This window comes from Psychrobacillus antarcticus, from assembly GCF_029533155.1.
Lineage (GTDB): Bacteria > Bacillota > Bacilli > Bacillales_A > Planococcaceae > Psychrobacillus > Psychrobacillus antarcticus.
In genome coordinates, this window is the sequence record NZ_JAIZDB010000009.1 from 25,091 (window position 1) to 41,636 (window position 16,546).

General features: G+C 35.3%; 16 protein-coding genes, 2 riboswitches and 1 other annotated feature. Of the genes, 8 read left to right on the plus strand and 8 right to left on the minus strand.

The window, feature by feature from the left end:
* Window positions 1-7 precede the first annotated feature (7 nt).
* Together LDK52_RS06545 and LDK52_RS06550 are read left to right on the plus strand one after the other, a co-directional pair.
* Entirely contained in the window at window positions 8-226 is a 219-nt protein-coding gene (locus LDK52_RS06545) for a hypothetical protein (protein ID WP_277585150.1), read from the plus strand.
* 87 nt (window positions 227-313) lie between these two features.
* Window positions 314-745, plus strand: a complete 432-nt coding sequence (locus LDK52_RS06550; protein ID WP_277585151.1) for an NUDIX hydrolase — start codon at window positions 314-316, stop codon at window positions 743-745.
* 165 nt (window positions 746-910) lie between these two features.
* On the opposite strand, the gene LDK52_RS06555 is transcribed toward LDK52_RS06550, so the two are convergent.
* Both LDK52_RS06555 and LDK52_RS06560 read right to left on the minus strand, forming a co-directional pair.
* Window positions 911-1,162, minus strand: coding sequence for a hypothetical protein (locus LDK52_RS06555; RefSeq protein WP_277585152.1), 252 nt, complete (start codon window positions 1,160-1,162; stop codon window positions 911-913).
* A gap of 92 nt (window positions 1,163-1,254) precedes the next feature.
* Window positions 1,255-1,527: a spore germination protein gene (locus LDK52_RS06560; RefSeq protein ID WP_277585153.1), complete on the minus strand. Its 273-nt coding sequence runs from the start codon at window positions 1,525-1,527 to the stop codon at window positions 1,255-1,257.
* Window positions 1,528-1,760: 233 nt separating this feature from the next.
* On the opposite strand from LDK52_RS06560, the gene LDK52_RS06565 reads away from it, so the two are divergent.
* Window positions 1,761-2,027: a zinc-binding dehydrogenase gene (locus tag LDK52_RS06565; RefSeq protein WP_277585154.1), complete on the plus strand. Its 267-nt coding sequence runs from the start codon at window positions 1,761-1,763 to the stop codon at window positions 2,025-2,027.
* A gap of 346 nt (window positions 2,028-2,373) precedes the next feature.
* Here LDK52_RS06565 and LDK52_RS06570 read toward each other — a convergent pair whose 3' ends face one another.
* Together LDK52_RS06570 and LDK52_RS06575 are read right to left on the minus strand one after the other, a co-directional pair.
* Window positions 2,374-3,039 carry a potassium channel family protein gene (locus LDK52_RS06570; RefSeq protein WP_277585155.1) on the minus strand — a complete coding sequence of 222 codons (666 nt, stop codon included), beginning with the start codon at window positions 3,037-3,039 and terminating at the stop codon, window positions 2,374-2,376.
* A gap of 119 nt (window positions 3,040-3,158) precedes the next feature.
* Complete coding sequence (locus tag LDK52_RS06575) at window positions 3,159-4,481, minus strand: TrkH family potassium uptake protein (RefSeq protein WP_277585156.1); 1,323 nt, start codon at window positions 4,479-4,481, stop codon at window positions 3,159-3,161.
* 109 nt (window positions 4,482-4,590) lie between these two features.
* Window positions 4,591-4,740: riboswitch (cyclic di-AMP (ydaO/yuaA leader) on the minus strand.
* A gap of 234 nt (window positions 4,741-4,974) precedes the next feature.
* Between LDK52_RS06575 and LDK52_RS06580 the strand changes: the two genes are divergently transcribed.
* Complete coding sequence (locus tag LDK52_RS06580) at window positions 4,975-5,751, plus strand: cupin domain-containing protein (RefSeq protein ID WP_277585157.1); 777 nt, start codon at window positions 4,975-4,977, stop codon at window positions 5,749-5,751.
* Between the two features lie 98 nt (window positions 5,752-5,849).
* Here LDK52_RS06580 and LDK52_RS06585 read toward each other — a convergent pair whose 3' ends face one another.
* The 3 genes from LDK52_RS06585 to LDK52_RS06595 all read right to left on the minus strand — a co-directional run bounded on the left by LDK52_RS06585 (window position 5,850) and on the right by LDK52_RS06595 (window position 8,980).
* Window positions 5,850-6,743 carry a DMT family transporter gene (locus tag LDK52_RS06585; RefSeq protein WP_277585158.1) on the minus strand — a complete coding sequence of 298 codons (894 nt, stop codon included), beginning with the start codon at window positions 6,741-6,743 and terminating at the stop codon, window positions 5,850-5,852.
* A 431-nt stretch (window positions 6,744-7,174) separates the two neighbouring features.
* Window positions 7,175-7,405 carry a hypothetical protein gene (locus LDK52_RS06590; RefSeq protein ID WP_277585159.1) on the minus strand — a complete coding sequence of 77 codons (231 nt, stop codon included), beginning with the start codon at window positions 7,403-7,405 and terminating at the stop codon, window positions 7,175-7,177.
* A 381-nt stretch (window positions 7,406-7,786) separates the two neighbouring features.
* The gene (locus tag LDK52_RS06595; protein WP_277585160.1) at window positions 7,787-8,980 is read right to left on the minus strand and encodes a NupC/NupG family nucleoside CNT transporter; all 1,194 of its coding nucleotides are present in this window, start codon (window positions 8,978-8,980) and stop codon (window positions 7,787-7,789) included.
* Window positions 8,981-9,146: 166 nt separating this feature from the next.
* Window positions 9,147-9,252, minus strand: a riboswitch (purine riboswitch).
* A 205-nt stretch (window positions 9,253-9,457) separates the two neighbouring features.
* Window positions 9,458-9,676 (plus strand) — a binding site (T-box leader).
* 36 nt (window positions 9,677-9,712) lie between these two features.
* Between LDK52_RS06595 and argS the strand changes: the two genes are divergently transcribed.
* The 4 genes from argS (at window position 9,713) to LDK52_RS06615 (ending at window position 15,310) form a co-directional block, all read left to right on the plus strand.
* Window positions 9,713-11,392: an arginine--tRNA ligase gene (gene argS / locus LDK52_RS06600; RefSeq protein WP_277585161.1), complete on the plus strand. Its 1,680-nt coding sequence runs from the start codon at window positions 9,713-9,715 to the stop codon at window positions 11,390-11,392.
* A gap of 192 nt (window positions 11,393-11,584) precedes the next feature.
* Window positions 11,585-12,235 (plus strand): hypothetical protein, encoded by a 651-nt coding sequence (locus tag LDK52_RS06605; protein ID WP_277585162.1) that lies wholly within the window; start codon window positions 11,585-11,587, stop codon window positions 12,233-12,235.
* An 861-nt stretch (window positions 12,236-13,096) separates the two neighbouring features.
* Entirely contained in the window at window positions 13,097-13,996 is a 900-nt protein-coding gene (locus tag LDK52_RS06610) for a S16 family serine protease (RefSeq protein WP_277585163.1), read from the plus strand.
* Between the two features lie 159 nt (window positions 13,997-14,155).
* Window positions 14,156-15,310 (plus strand): aminotransferase class I/II-fold pyridoxal phosphate-dependent enzyme, encoded by a 1,155-nt coding sequence (locus LDK52_RS06615; protein WP_277585164.1) that lies wholly within the window; start codon window positions 14,156-14,158, stop codon window positions 15,308-15,310.
* A 141-nt stretch (window positions 15,311-15,451) separates the two neighbouring features.
* Here LDK52_RS06615 and LDK52_RS06620 read toward each other — a convergent pair whose 3' ends face one another.
* Entirely contained in the window at window positions 15,452-16,501 is a 1,050-nt protein-coding gene (locus LDK52_RS06620) for a YkvI family membrane protein (protein ID WP_277585165.1), read from the minus strand.
* Window positions 16,502-16,546 lie beyond the last annotated feature (45 nt).

Sequence of the window (16,546 nt, forward strand, 5' to 3'; positions counted from 1 at the left end):
GGACTATATGTTTAAAACCATTTTGTTTTTATTCGTAGTCATTGCATTCTATGTTATTTCAATTTGGCAATATATAAATCCAACAAAGGCGATTCGTTTGTGGTTTCAAGCAGCTTATGCGGAGGAGCCTAAAGTAGATGAGGCATATGTAAGGCGTTCTCGTATAATAAGAGGTATTTTCTTCACGTTGGTTTTTATAGTAATAATCACTAAATATATAAAATAGGGGTGATTGGACAACCAGAGCAGCGGTAGCTTATTACACTAACGAATCTGCGCAATAAGTTTTTTATATAAAGGGGGGGAAATTACTTTGGGACAAAACACATCACCTATTTACACACCTTCTAAACACTTTGTTTCAGCTGCAACTATTGTACTCAACGACCAAAAGGAAATTCTGCTAATTAAAGGTCCTATGAGAGGGTGGGAAATGCCAGGTGGAATAGTTGAGGAAGGTGAGTCTCTGAAAGACGCTGCAATAAGGGAAACTAAAGAGGAGTCAGGTATTGATATTGAAGTTCTTAAATTCTGTGGGATATTTCAAAATGTGAATAAGTCCATTTGTAATACACTCTTTTTAGCTAAGCCAATAGGTGGCAAATTATCAACTTCCCCAGAAAGTTTAGAAGTGGGATTTTTTCCTATCGAGCAGGCTTTGAAAATGATAACCATTGATAATTTTAGACAGAGAATTGAGTATTGTCTTGATAGCACCAAACAACCATTTTATGTGGCATTTTAAATTTTGCGGAAATTAGTAATAACGATATTGTTTGGATAGTCTAAACATAGTTGGACAATCAAATAATGGCAAATTAATGGTGTTCCCGCAGCTTCTGTAGTATCCAGATCAAACAAAATAAAGCATGATTCTGTTATAGAATCATGCTTTATTTTATATCGTTCCTTATTTCTTTTTTAATTTTTTGGCTTGGTTCAAGGCTGAAGAAACAATAATTTTCGCCTTTTCCTTGTTTTTTTCATCTTTCAGCATGTCACTCGCTGTGGAAATAAACTTTTTGGATTTGTCTTTAAGATTCAAAATCACGTCACCTCCACTTTTAATTATAATTCTATTGTAAAGAAAATGAACCAGTTCCTCACGGAATATCATCTTTTTTCTTCCTTTTATATTTTCATTGCCTCTTAATTTCGACATATATCATTTTCACTTTAGTCTTTTTATAAATTTGTCCAGGAGTATAGTACCCTATACTCAATTTGCATAAGAGCCGGTAGAATACTCCTTTATCAGTTAATTGATGAGTGAACATTGCATTCCTGAATGGATTGTTTGGAACAGTTATATAAAGGTTTTACAATGCTTTCATTTAATCTTTCTTGGTCAATTAGGGTTCTTACGTAGATAAGATCAACATTTTGATTTTCAGAAATGTTAATTTCCACAAATTCCGCATCATCCATTTGAACGAGGGCTTTTTTTAGAGCTTCTATTGATAATTCTGATTCTGCGTTTGCTTGAGAAACAGGCTTACTTTCATTTGATTGTTTTTTCCAAAACATGTACACCCCTCATCTCTATATATAAAAAAGCATTTTTGGAAGAACGGTAAAATTCCATATTAATTCCATTGTTAGCCTTTTAAGTTTAAAATATACGAAACTAATTTAATAAGTTGCAAAGGCACACCCTTAACCACCCAAGAAATCAAAGGCGATCCATAAAACAAATGGAAGGTCAAAAATTTAAATTTGCTCAATATCTCAAGCAGGACTCACTCCTTTAAGCACAAGAAGTGGGAGCAACTCACATCATTAATAGCTTAGAAGAAAACCCAACAGAAGTTATTAATTCTGTTTATGGTGGGGTAGATATAGCTTATGAAGCAGAAGGAGTTCAACCAACATTAACTAGCGCTACTCAGGTAGATAAAAAGGGTGGACAAGTGATTATTATTGCAATATTCGGGAAACAAGCAGAAGTGGAAATGTTTTTAGTAGTAGCACACGAGATTAATATTGAAGGCTCACTTGCATATTGTCATATTTTCCCTGTAATATGATTAGTAATGGTGTACTGGACGTTAAACAGATAGTAAATGATAGAATCCCATTAGATAGAATTATAGAAGATGGCTTAGAAAAATTATTAGTAGATAAAACACAAGCAAAAATCTTAGTTAAAATTCACGATTAATTAAATGACAAGGTAGTTGCGGAGTTCTCAAAAAAATATAGGAAATACTAAAAAGGCAGGGGAAGCATATTCCTCTGCTTTATTATTGTAATTACATTTTTTTAAAGGATTTGAAATTTGTATTTTAAACTTTATTTCTTCTCTAAAGTTCAAACACTAGAGAAATAAAGTAGATTAAAGAAGAGAGAGTAATGAAAACCATATAGAAATACTTAAAACATCTTATCTTCAAATCGTTTTAAGTCATTATTGAGTCCCATTGCTATTAGTATATCGCCTTCGAAGATAATGTCCGAAGGTGAAGGAGATACATTCATATTGTATTTTCCATTAATCGCCAAAATGGTGATGCCAAATTTTACACGAACATTTAAATCCAACAATGACCGATTATGTATTGGAAGTGTTGCACGAATTTCAATAATACTATATTCATCAGACAGATTAATATAATCGAGTAATAAATCAGAAGACATAGACTGGGCTATTCTAATACCCATCTCTACTTCTGGGTGAATCACACGGTCAGCCCCAATTTTCTCTAAAACCTTTTGATGATAGACATTTTGTGCTTTCACCCATACAGCGGAAATACCGAATTCCTTAAGACTTAGAGTAGTAAGTACACTATCTTGTATATTTTCTCCAATTGCGACGATGACATGGTCAAAGTTTCGTATACCAATTGATTTGAGGAACATCTCATCAGTTGAGTTTCCTTGAATTGCATGGGTTGAGTACTGAACAAACTCCTCCACTCTAACTAAGTGCATATCAATAGCTAACACCTCATGTCCAAGTGAATGCAATTCTCTACAAACACTACCTCCAAATCTACCCAACCCAATTACTGCAAATTGCTTTATTTGTTTAGACATTTCAAACACCCTCTCTTATCACTCTTCATCTAAATTCTATCTCTAGAAATTCTGAAATATATAATTAATATGTATATCTATTGTTAATAAAAATAATAAGTAGCAAAAAAAATTGCTACTTATCCAGTAAATACTTGGTCATATGGGTAGCGATAATGAACATTTTTGGGTTTCATAAGTATAAAAAACAAAGTTAAAGGACCAATTCGTCCAACAAACATAACTATGCATAGCAATACTTCTCCGATGTCGCTTATTTGGGCTGTGATTCCCATCGACAATCCAACTGTTCCGAAAGCTGATACCACTTCAAATGCCAGTGGTAGAAATGGAATATTTTCAGTGATTGTTAAAAGAAAGATAAATGAAAGGACGGTAAATAATGCAATTGTTGTAATAGCTAATGATCGTATTACTGTTTCTATACGAATAGACCGGCCAAATAGCTCTGGTTCGCTACGTTGTCGTAAGAAAGAGAATGTAGCTAGAACTATAACCATAAAAGTAGTTAGCTTAATTCCGGATGCAGTAGATGCACTCCCAGCTCCAATAAACATTAATATCATAGTGAAAAATATAGTCGAATCTTCCATATCACCATAGTTTATGGTATTAAATCCTGCAGTTCTAGGGGTTACTCCCTGAAAGTAGGAAGCGATGATTTTCTCGGACAAAGGCATATTGCCAATGGTTGCTGCATTCCCGTATTCAAGTAAGAAAATTACTACTATAGCTACTCCATTAATAAGAATTGTCCCGATAATCATCATTTTGGTATGAAGTGACCATTGTTTGAAAGACTTCTTCTGTTGAACATCAACTATAACGGTAAAACCGATTCCTCCAAGAATAAATAGTGCTGAAAAAACTAAATTTACAATCGGATCATTTGCAAAACTGATTAAGTTATCTGGGAACAAGGCAAAACCAGCGTTATTAAATGCTGAAATTACATGAAATATACTTAAATAAAGCCCCTCTTTAAATCCAAATGAGGGTATCCAATATATTGTCATAATAAGAACTGCAAAGAGTTGAACAGATAAAACAAAAGTTAAAATTAGCTTTAGTAACTTTATAATTCCTCCTATTGAGTTTTGATTGAGTGACTCTTGCAAATAGATACGGTTTTGTAAACCTATTTTCTTCCTTAGGAGCATAAGTGTTGCCACCGCGAATGTCATTAAACCTATCCCGCCACATTGGATAAGAATCATTAATATAACTTCCCCAAATACTGTCAATGTTGTACCTGGGTCAAAAACACTGAGTCCTGTAACTGTTGTTGCGGACGTTGCGACAAACAAAGCATCCGTCCATGAAATAGGTACTGTTGTAGCAAAAGGAAGTTTTAAACAAATTGTCCCTATAATTATTAAGAACAAGAAACTCCCAGCATAAATAACAGGTGGTGAAATAGAAGTTTTTTTCTTTTTCGTCATAAGATCACTTCCTCGTTTTTAATTTACAATGAAAATTATGTGAATTAAAAAAAGTCCACAAAAGGCATCAAGAATAGCCTAGTGGACTTCTAACATTCTCACTAGTTCAAATTCCTCTCTCATAACGCTTACGGAGTTAGCTGTCGGGTTTAGGCTAAAAGAGTAGCCTTACATACAAATTGTACGATTCACCCCAAGCGGCCGAGAAGCCACGAATAACTGGGTCCTCCGATCCAAATGGATTAAGCGATTTAGAAACATGAAACTGAGAGTAATAATACTCCTATCTTTTCACTTTGTACATACTTAATTTTGCGACTGGTCTTGTTCTTTTTCGTTGCAATTCTCGCGATTGAGCAATGAAAAATATAAATGACAAATATAGTACATTAGTTATCAAATATGCATAAAACCATTTTCCGTTTAGTAGGAAGAACGTTCCTGAAACAGTTACATATGATAATACGATAAATCAGTGAAGGGAGAGAAGAGAATGTACTATAACCCTTATGGGTATCCACATCAAAATCCTTACTATAATAATTATTCGCAAATGCATAATTATGCTGCGAACCCGAATCATGCCTCAAATAATAATCATAGAATAATGTTAAGAGATTATGGACCGAGCCCATTTGTCTTTAATATTAATGAAGCGTCGAAACAAAACAATACGTATCGTACTAGTATATGGACTGGAGAACATTTTCAGGTTACATTAATGAGTCTGAATCCCGGAGAAGATATTGGATTAGAAATGCATCCTAATGTTGACCAATTTTTACGTATTGAACAGGGGCAGGGAATTACTCAAATGGGCAGGACAAAAGATAATTTAAACTTTACAAGAAATGTATTTGATGATTGGGCTATTATAATACCTGCTGGAACATGGCATAATTTAACCAATACAGGTAACATTCCATTAAAGCTTTATTCGATATATGCTCCGCCTAACCATCCGTTTGGTACTGTTCATCCTACGAAAGCAGATGCGATGGCTCCGAAACAAAATAAGGATCATAGCAAGGGAAATACAGTTATTTCTGGGAAGACTCCAGATGAATGGGTACGGCACACGGAATTTTTGGTAAATGAAGGATTAGAGGATGTTAAAAGAGGAGTAAATGCTACGCATATCCTTCAAGAATTTATTCTAATGGGAGTTCTTGTAGGAAAAGGTTATTCTCCTGAAAAAGCATATGAGATGGTGGAAGAATGGGAAAGGACTGGGGAATCTAAACTTCTTCAGCAAAGCAAAAATATGTAATATATATAGCTATTAGATGGATAGGAATTGTTTCACCTGTGAAAATTAAATCATTCTCTTTTAAACAAAACAGTGTGAAGCAGATGCTTCACACTGTTTTAGTTATTTAGCTGTTTTAACCTTTTTGGTAATTTCATTGATTTATTTTCGCTAATAAATGTTGAACCTAAAAGCAATACGCCACCTATCATTTGTACAATTGTCATTTGTTCTTGCAAGATCAGAGCAGAAATCACTAATGATGTGATAGGGTCTGCATAGCTTAGTGTAGCGATGCTTTGCCCTTTTAACTTTTGCATACCTGAGAAGAATAACAAGAATCCAATACCTGTGTGTACAATCCCTATTATTAATATAAATGGAATGGAAGAACTTGAAACTTCGAGTATTCCGGAACCCTCCGTAAATAAAACATAAGGCATTAGAAGTATGGTCGCTATACCGAGTTGAAGTAATGTAGTTTCTAGCCCATCCATGTTTTTGATAAACTTATTCAGCAGCATTAATGAAGCATAAAGTACAGCTGCCATTAATCCGTAACCAATGCCAATTAAATCATCGAAACCAGATGAACTTGCACCACCATTGCCAACAATGAATAACATACCTAGCATGGCTACAGCAATGCAGATTACTTTCTTAGCTGATAATTTTTCCTTGAGTACAAGGGGTGAAAGTATCAGGACAATTACAGGTGCAAAATAATAACTTAATGTTGCGTTAGAAATTGTTGTATGTTTGTATGCTTGGAACAGAAAAATCCAATTTCCACCCAATGCAATACTTGATAGTATTAATACTAGAGCATTTACTTTAACCACTGCCCATGAAATTTTCTTTTTCATCATGAACAGAACTGTCGTTAAAAATAAACTACCAATTAAACCGCGTATTAAAGCTATTTCACTTGAAGATAGATCAATGTATCTTACAAAGACACCAATAGTACCGAAGATCATCATTGATAATAAGAACTGAATGTTAGATTTCATTGTCTACTCCTTTGAATCTGCGAAAGAGTTAATATTTTCGCAAATTATTAATCTGTTATTCATATAAAATTATTTAGTGTGAATTGAGTTGTTAGAGTATACGGTAGTGATGTTGAAAATTAATTCCAAATGTATTGATATATATTTGATAATGTCATGATAATTCCCCGTCTATGAACTTATTATACTCAATAAAATAATATTTGACTAACAGGTAAAGTAACAAACATAAAGTAAATTATAATTACCTTGGAGACATTTCACAGCTTATTTTTGTGCATTTCCTTTAGACCGCTATGTTATGATATTTTCATCATAGCTTACAGGTACAAGGGTATTTTTTTATACGAAATCATTTCCTTGATACATATGTTTTTCTTTTAAAGAAAAACAAAAACTATAGAGAGAACTCTATAGTTGACGTTTACTAATTATTTCTCTACTTTTTTACCTTTTGTTAGTTTCGCGAATGCTTGCATTTCTTTATCTGGCTTCGGTAGATAATTGTATGGATTTCCTTCCTGTCCAAACTCCTCTTTCGCCTCAAATTGAATGCCCAAATTTGCCCCAGCAGTTGAGGTAGGGTTATTAATAATATTTTCTTTATCACCATCAACATGTGGAGTCGCATTCACATGTCGATTGTCACTTCTTCGTGGCATTACATTATCTCCTTTGTTGTTAATATCACTAAGTAGAGGATGTTCTATTCGAGATTTGGGTTTTCATCGGATTTACATGTGGGAAATTTATTTAATTGAATCAATTTCATCATGCATTTCAACAAGCATCTGGGCATCGGATTAGAATAGTACCGACTACTCTTTTGAATGAAGACCCTTACGTATTTTGATCCAGCCCTCTGTTTCTATAAGTGAGGTCACTGAAAAAGTCCATTTAAAGAGAAAAGAAGCAAACGACCAAGGTAGGCTGTTAGCTTCTTTTGTTGATTTCATATAAATTTTCCAATACCTTCAATTAGGATGGTGAACTGTTCCATTGTTTTTATAACGAAACTGCAAAAGCTGTCATCACTAGAATGTTTACCAAACGAATAATCCCACAAGCATCGCACTTAACAGAGATACTGCCATTCCGCTGACCAAAAGTTTCCATACATTTTTACCGATAATTTTTGAACGTTCTTCACCTAAAGTGGAGTTATATGTTCCATAAATCATACCGATTGTACTGAAATTAGCGAATGAGGTCAAGAAAGTAACTGCAACTGCAACCGTATGTGGATTTAAATCATTAAGATGGTTTTTTAAGTCCATCATGGCCACGAATTCGTTTGTTGAGAGTTTAATCCCCATTAACGAAGCAACATACGAAGCATCTTGAACACCTAATCCAAGTAAGACGGCAAATGGGAAGAAAATGACGCCGAAAATCTTTTCGATTGTCAAACCATTTATAAAGAAACCTAGAATCCCATTAAGAGCGGTCGTTAATGCGACATATCCGATTACCATCGCTAAAATTACAATGACCATTTTCATACCAACTAGCATACTGTTTGAGATGGTAGAAAAGAAATCTTGACGTTCTTCTTTAGGGGGAACGTAAACAATATCGTCTTTTTTGCTAACCTCTATAGGATTTAAAATACTTGCCAGTAAGAGGGCATTTAAGCAGTTTAACGGGATTGCTGCAAACACGTACTCGGCAGGAACCATAGTTAGATATGCCCCAATAATTGAACCACTGACACTGCTCATGCTCATGATGCCGAAAGTTAATAAGCGATTGTCTTTTAGAACTACCAACTGTTGACGGATAACAGCTAGAGCTTCCGTATTTCCAAGGAACATCATTTGGATCGAGAAGAAACTCTCCAGTTTTGGCAATCCCGAAATTTTGGAAATGACCCAGCCTACTTTATCAATGATCCAGTTCATAATTCCAAAATAAGATAAGATATCGAAGAAAGTCACAATGAAAACAATAGGCAGTAGGGCGCTAAAGAAGAAATCTACTGATTCGTTCGCCATCACAGAAGGAAAGGCAAAGGAGATTCCTGCATTGGCGGATGAGACCAACCATGTAAAGAAGGAAGCAATTTTATTAATCGTCCATGTCCCTATTGTGGTTGATAACATAAACCAGGTAATAACTAATTCAGCAATGAGCAAGCTGAGAATAGAGCGCCATTTAATTTTCCGTTTATCAGGTGAACAAAGGTAAATGAGACCGAGGACAACAAATATGCCCAGTATATTTATTAAAAAAAACATATAATCAACTCCATCTTTATTTTTCCCAAAAATAAAACTCTTATTCATTCACACCTTCAGCCACCAGACAGAAAGCATGAATAAATAAGAGTTTTTAGACAGGATGGATTAAATATCGATCTTTATGTAGGAAAAGATCCAATCGATTTATCTTAACTCATTCTTCTCTTTTTTCTCATTTCCATGTAGTCCGACATTTTTAGCGGCTGCCAGGTAGAAACTATCAGACCAATTTAAACTGATATTATACAAGGATATTAATTTAAGTTCTATTTCTTTGGAATAGTGACCAGTATATACTACAGTTTGGAACGAAACAATATAAATGAATAATGTTGTAATATTACTAATTATAGTAATAATGAGTGAAATAAAATCAAAAGAGGTAGAGAATTCCGTCATGTATTTCTTTTTAACAGAGGAAATTTGATATTGACAATTGACTGAATTTTTCGTACGATATGTAAAATCATCATGTTAAATTCGTTGAAGAAGAGAGTAGTCGATACGGAGATGGGAAGCGAGTTAGGGACGGTGTGAGCCTAATACACGAAGAATCGATGAAGCGCACTTTGGAGAAATGTCCTGAAAGTCTAGTAGGGAACATCGGGGAAGACACCTCGTTACGAACGGAAAAGCGGTCACATTTGTGGCAACTAGAGTGGTACCACGGGAATTTTAGCTCTCGTCTCTTATATAGAGACGAGGGCTTTTTATATTGGAGGAGAAAACATGAGGCTGACAAATCAGATCGCATATGTCATTTCAAACGCTTTAGAAAATGAATGGACTGCTGAACAAGTAGAACAGTTATTGGAAAAGCCAAAAAATACAGAATTAGGGGATATTGCATTTCCTTGTCTTACATTAGCTAAAAAGTTACGTAAACCTCCACAACAAATAGCTGTAGAGATAAGTAAGAAGTTAGAGGACAAATTGATAGCCAGCGTTCAAGTGGCTGGTGGATACGTGAATATTTTCCTCGATCAAACGCTTGTTACAAATCAGGTTTTACAATCTATTACGGCGAATCAACAGCAGTACGGAAGTAAAGATAGCAAGCAAGAAAAAATTGTGATCGACTTTTCTTCTCCGAATATAGCAAAGCCTTTTTCCATGGGCCATTTGCGTTCTACTGTAATCGGCAATGCCTTAGCAAATATTGCAGAGAAGAATGGGTACGAAGCTGTTCGTATTAATCATTTAGGAGATTGGGGTACACAATTTGGCAAGCTAATCCTCGCTTATAAGTTATGGGGAAACAAAGACAAAATTATAGCAGCACCCATTGAAGAGTTATTAAAGATTTATGTGCATTTTCACGATATGGCCGAAAAAGATGACACGTTAAATGCGCAAGCTCGTGCAGCTTTTAAGTCGCTCGAAGAAGGAGATGAAGGGGCTCTATCGTTATGGAAGTGGTTCAAAGAGGCATCTTTAAAGGAATTCCAATTAATCTATGAACTTTTAGGTGTCCATTTTGATTCGTATGCTGGGGAAGCTTTTTATAACGATAAAATGACTAAGGTAGTTGACGATTTAAAGGGAAAAGGATTATTAATTGAATCCGACGGTGCTTTTGTAGTAGAACTCGAAGATATGCCTCCAAGTCTAATTACTAAAAAAGATGGGGCTACCCTTTATGCTACACGCGACCTAGCAGCTGCTATGTATCGTCATCAAACATATCATGCCAGTAAAACATTTTATGTGGTTGGAAATGAACAAACCCTTCACTTTAGGCAACTATTTTCGGTACTGGAAAAAATGGGATATGAATGGTCCAACCAGCTAGAACACGTTTCATTTGGGATGATGCTAAAAGACGGTAAAAAAATGTCTACTCGAAAGGGTAAACTCATATTACTTGCGGATGTAATTGCTGATGCTATTAAGGCTGCAAAGCATAATATTGAAGAGAAAAATCCAACATTAGAAAACAAAGAGGAAGTCGCAAAGCAAGTTGGAGTAGGGGCGGTTATTTTCAATGATTTAAAAAATGATCGTATGAATGATATTGACTTTTCTTTGAAACAAATTCTTAATTTTGAAGGGGAAACAGGACCTTATGTCCAATATACCAACGCTAGAATTTGTTCATTGCTCGAAAAAGGTAACTTTGAGGCGGAAGCATTCACTTTTTCTTCTATTGGAGTTGAAGCTTGGCAGATTATCCAACTATTAGAGGATTTTCCGAGAGTCGTAGAAAAAGCATTTGATCATGCTGATCCTTCACAAATTGCGAAGTTTAGCTTACTGCTTGCGCGCCAGTTCAATAAATATTATGCAAACACAAAAATTTTAGCCGATGACGGAACGACTTCTTCTAAGTTAACATTCGCATTTTCCGTGTCTGTTGTCTTGAAGGAATCGTTGCGATTATTAGGTGTACCAACTCCTGAGAGGATGTAAATGCTACAATTAAGAAGAAACATGAACGACTTGAATAGGAAATTGATGGTTTACGTTCTGAAATAATGCAAAAACGGATATTTTTTAAGTTAGCCCAATAATCTCAGGATTACTGGGCCCATCTTTCCTATACAGATTTATCACACTAATGAAAGAGCAAACGTAGACTAGAATAAAAGGAGTGACCTTACCATGCACTTTCACTCAAATGAATTTTCCTCCTACCCTCAAAATCCTGCACAATACACCGCACCAGTTCGATACTTTTTGAATAAATCATCTAGTTATGACCAGCGCTACTTTAAGAGTAAAGCAGCGGTCGACTTTGAAAGCATGAACCGGCTTCTCTGGCTAGAGCATGTCAATTGGACTAGAATGACCATCACAAGTATTGTATTCAACTTACCTGACCTACCTTCTGTGCAAGAACGACTTTTACAAAATGCGACCGATCTAGGAAATTGTATTCGGCCCTTTTACGGCGATCAAATCGCCGACAAATATGCTGCACTCATAAAAGAACACTTAGTTTTAGCAGCCGAACTCGTAACGGCAGCAGTAAAAGGTGATGCTAAAACAGCAGAGCAAAAAGAAAAAGAATGGTATCGCAACGCAGATGATATTGCGATTTTTTTAAGTAATATTAATCCCTATTTAACGAAAGAAGAAGTGCAGCGAATGTTTTATACGCATCTCGCATTAACAAAATCCGAGGCGGTATATATGATTCAAAAAAAATATAAAGAGGATATTATAGTATTTGACCAAATAGAAGCAGAAATTTTGGAAATGTCGGACATGATATCACATGCAATTATTAGGCAATTTCCTCATATGTTTTAAATACAAAAAGGGCTTTGGACTAATTCCAAGCTCTTTTTTATAAGATAAGTATATAAAAATGTCTCGTGTAAACTGGGTTCGGAATACTTTAAAGAATGGATAATACTACTGATTTCTGTTACATGTGGTGTACAAAGGCTAAGAGCGCCACGTCCTGCGGCAACGATTGCATAACCCACATCCTGTGGGCCTCAACGCCTTCGTGACCAACATCCTGTTGGCCTCAGTGGGCACGGCTTCAATCTGCTCATCACTACGAAAACATATGCTCATGCGGTTGCTCGTCTTTCCTGTAGGTCTTTCAGCTCGTGCACCTGTCGCTTCGCTATGGTTGCAGAAAACACTTGCTGTTCCCACAGGATTCTGAGTTAATGTGGGGATAAAACCGTCTGTTGAATGTAGGAATGAAATTGTGTAAGGAAGGATGAAGATAGTAGATTTCCTTTTTACTAGTGGAAATAATGAAAAATAGTAAGTATCTATCCAATAAAGAAGCGGAATAGCAAACGAAATTGCATCTTCGTGAGCTTCTTCTCTATATAGAAATTTAGCTTTTCTCTAGTTAACAAAAAATGCACTAACTTGTTTCTAGAAGTTGTAGAAGGGCGACGGACAGTCAATAGCCATAAGTTTACCGAGAAAAAAAGAAGCTGGTCGTGACTTCAGTCACGACCAGCTTCTTTAAAAAATCAAACGGTAATTATATAGCAATAAGCCTGTCCAAAGCCCTTCGAAAGCAGTAGAAACAGGTTTAGATCCTAAAGGACCTGGCGTTTTATTGCCCGGTTTTTTTAAGGTTCAATATAAAGGGTTTTTTAGTGACTAATAGAATAAGTATAAGAGTGTGTAATGGGAGGATAGGTGATAAAGATAATTGAATCAGTTAATAAGTATCCAATGCTCCCATTAGTAATGACGATGTTTGTTTATTTTTCGGAGCTCTATTTGTTTCTTCTCGATTATATTTCGAATTTTTTCTTTTGGACTGTATTGTTCTTGCTCGTTATATTATGGTCATCTTTTTTACTCGGAACTCGAAAGACTAAAATCTACAAACATACTTTTGTGTTTTCCTTAATCGCTTCGTTATTCTTACTGGTATATGAATTTCCAATTATGTTCGCAAACGAAAACAACTATATAGTATCTTCATATGTACCTCCAGAAGAACTAATAAAAAACACAGGAATTTATTTATTACCTGTGAATTCCATCGAAATTCAGCAACAAGATGCTTTAAATGAACAAGTTTTTCGAGATGTTAATAGTCACTTGTTAATTCTAGACATAGTTAAAGGAACTAATTTTCAAGTCTATTCGGGGAAAACTACCTTAATCTATAAAATGGCTAGAATCAATCTAGAGGTAGATTATTTTCAACAGATGTCAGTCAATGTAAAGTCGTATTTAAATACGACTAATCCAGCAATAGACGAGTTTCTTTCTAGAAGTAATTTAGGAGGGAACAGTGCAGGCTTAGCTCTCGTTCTATCTAGTTTATCGGAGCAGGGAGAATTTAAAAATGATATACCAATCGGTGTAACTGGAGCTATCAATAAATCTGGAAAAGCAATTGAGATTGGTCAAGTAAAAGAAAAAGTTATAAGTGCAAATACAATCGGTCTCCCTTATATAATTCTCCCTATTGGGAATTTCGAAGAAGGTAACGATGCAAGAAAATCGTTAAATCTTCCGATAGAAATTATAGGTGTTCGAGATGTGGAGGATGCAATCCAACATATTAATGAGTTGAATAAATGAATCTTTTCAAGTGGAGAGTTGTCTTCTAATCTAATTGTCATACTAATAGCCACTAATATCATATTGTTAATCGTATGGATGTTTATCAATCCTATTTCCAAGTTTGTCCTTATGACTTCTAGGCTTTTTTAAGTAATCTAATGAAAGAAGGATTTTGTTATGCCATTAACCATTAATCCACGTGCTAATGCACTAGAAGTACCAGGTATACGAAAATTTTCCAATCAGCTAGTCAATTTTCCAAATGCTATCAATTTGACAATTGGTCAGCCTGACTTTCCAACACCTATTTCCGTGAAAGAAGCTGGAATTAGGGCAATCGAACAAAACTTAACTGGTTATTCCCACAATGCCGGTTTACTAGAATTAAGAGAAGCAGTCAATACTTTTTTCTCGAACAAATATGGTTTTTCATATGACCCACAGCATGAAATTGTCATTACAAATGGCGCTAGTGAAGCGATTGACTCGATTTTTAGAACGATATTAGTAGAAGGTGATGAAGTTATTTTACCAGCACCAATTTATTCTGGGTATGTACCAGTTATTGAATTATGTGGAGCAAAAGTCGTCTATCTAGATACGACAGATACCGCTTTTCAGCCATCCGCAGAGCAACTTGAAAAGCTAATTACGGACAAGACAAAAGCAGTTCTGTTCAATAACCCTTCGAACCCAACAGGAATAGTTATGCAAAGAGAAACAATGGATGAGTTGGTTCAGATGCTTAAAGACAAAGATGTATATATTCTGACGGATGAAATTTATAGTGAGAATACATTTTCGGGGAGTCATATTTCCTTAGCATCCTACAGTGAAATCAGAGATAAACTATTTTGTTTACATGGTGTTTCTAAATCCCATTCTATGACTGGGTGGAGAATTGGTTTTGTCATGGGACCGGCAGAGATTATGAAAAAAGTGACGCTCGTACATGCCTATAATTCCATCTGCTCTTCGTTACCAGCACAGTATGCTGCAATCGAAGCATTAACAAATGCAAAAGACACACCGGCAGAAATGAATATGGAATATGTAAGGAGAAGAGACTATGTGTATCATCGATTATTAGAAATAGGATTATCTGTTGAAAAACCGAATGGTGCGTTCTATATTTTCCCTTCTATAAAAGCATATGGCATGAGTTCGTTTGAGTTTGCCACAAAACTTTTACACAGTGGTGGGCTTGCAGTCGTTCCGGGGAGCACTTTTACACCATACGGCGAGGGATATATTCGAATTTCGTACGCCTACTCGATGCCAATTCTCGTTGAAGGCTTAAATCGATTAGAAAATTTTATACAAACTCTTTAAAACTAGCAAACACTAGACTTCATAGTTCCCATTTATAATGAAACTGAGTTAGACGAGTTGATGTGAAATAGTAACATACTAAAAGAGATTCTTTTGCTAGTTTCATAGCAGAAGAATCTCTTTTTACTTACATATTCGAAATCATGCTCTCTTTTTATATGTAAACCAAGAAATAATAATCGCAACAATTAAAAGGAAACCTAAATATCCTGTGATTGGATAGACAGTTCCGACAAGATTTACAAAACCTAAGAAACTAGCAATAAAAGCTATAACTCCAAATAGAATAGTAAATGCCTTGAAAGAAGGTTTTTCCGGTTTCACGATTCGTGCAGAAAAGGCATAAAGCATTGCAACTGCAGTGTTGTAAATCATACCAATCAACACAATTGCCATCAAAAAGCCAACAGCTGGATGTATTGCATTTGATAATGTAATCATTGGCATGGCTACATCAGAAACTTTATCCAGTTGTGTTAACAAGGAGATATTGATTAATATAATCAACAATCCTAATCCTAGTCCGCCGATAATTCCTCCGCGACCCGCTACTTTTTGATCTTTTACTGTACCGCCAATTACTGTAATCATCGCAACTCCGGCAGCAATATTATAAGATACATATAGTAATGCGCCCATAATCCAATTGGAAGCTGCTGGAGATGTTTTTGCTACAGCTGCATCCATATCAAAAGAAGAAGGATCATAATTAAATAATGAATATCCGGCTATTAAAAGAACCATCACAAGTAAAAAGGGGGTAACTGCACTTATCAACCCAATTACTTTCTTTACATTCAGCGTAACAGATATAATCGATATAACTGCCATAAAGAGACTTCCTGCAAATGCCGGCAATCCAAATTGCTCTTCAAAGATTGCTCCGGCCCCAGAGAACATAACGACGGTTACTCCGAATAAGAAAAATGTGATAAGTATATCGACAAAAACCCCCAAATACCGACCACAAATATGGTAAATAACATCTTTATGCGAAGTCGTTTGTAAACGACTTCCTAATTGCGTTAAATTCATCCCGAGGAAAGCAAAAAGAATGGTAGCGATTACAGACCCAACAATACCTAGGTAACCAAAACTGGTGAAAAACTGTAAAGTCTCTTGTCCTGATGCAAATCCTGCTCCAACAATAATTCCTATAAAAGCAGATCCGATTTGAAAACTTTTCTTCATCTTTAACAACTCCTGACTATTTATAATATTCCGAATATTTTAAAG

Coding starts and splice junctions, on each gene's coding strand:
- LDK52_RS06545 (WP_277585150.1), top strand. CDS start 8: ATGTTTAAAACCATTTTGTTTTTATTCGTAGTCATTGCATTCTATGTT.
- LDK52_RS06555 (WP_277585152.1), bottom strand. CDS start 1,162: ATGTCGAAATTAAGAGGCAATGAAAATATAAAAGGAAGAAAAAAGATG.
- LDK52_RS06560 (WP_277585153.1), bottom strand. CDS start 1,527: ATGTTTTGGAAAAAACAATCAAATGAAAGTAAGCCTGTTTCTCAAGCA.
- LDK52_RS06570 (WP_277585155.1), bottom strand. CDS start 3,039: ATGTCTAAACAAATAAAGCAATTTGCAGTAATTGGGTTGGGTAGATTT.
- LDK52_RS06575 (WP_277585156.1), bottom strand. CDS start 4,481: ATGACGAAAAAGAAAAAAACTTCTATTTCACCACCTGTTATTTATGCT.
- LDK52_RS06580 (WP_277585157.1), top strand. CDS start 4,975: ATGTACTATAACCCTTATGGGTATCCACATCAAAATCCTTACTATAAT.
- LDK52_RS06585 (WP_277585158.1), bottom strand. CDS start 6,743: ATGAAATCTAACATTCAGTTCTTATTATCAATGATGATCTTCGGTACT.
- LDK52_RS06590 (WP_277585159.1), bottom strand. CDS start 7,405: ATGCCACGAAGAAGTGACAATCGACATGTGAATGCGACTCCACATGTT.
- LDK52_RS06595 (WP_277585160.1), bottom strand. CDS start 8,980: ATGTTTTTTTTAATAAATATACTGGGCATATTTGTTGTCCTCGGTCTC.
- argS (WP_277585161.1), top strand. CDS start 9,713: ATGAGGCTGACAAATCAGATCGCATATGTCATTTCAAACGCTTTAGAA.
- LDK52_RS06605 (WP_277585162.1), top strand. CDS start 11,585: ATGCACTTTCACTCAAATGAATTTTCCTCCTACCCTCAAAATCCTGCA.
- LDK52_RS06615 (WP_277585164.1), top strand. CDS start 14,156: ATGCCATTAACCATTAATCCACGTGCTAATGCACTAGAAGTACCAGGT.
- LDK52_RS06620 (WP_277585165.1), bottom strand. CDS start 16,501: ATGAAGAAAAGTTTTCAAATCGGATCTGCTTTTATAGGAATTATTGTT.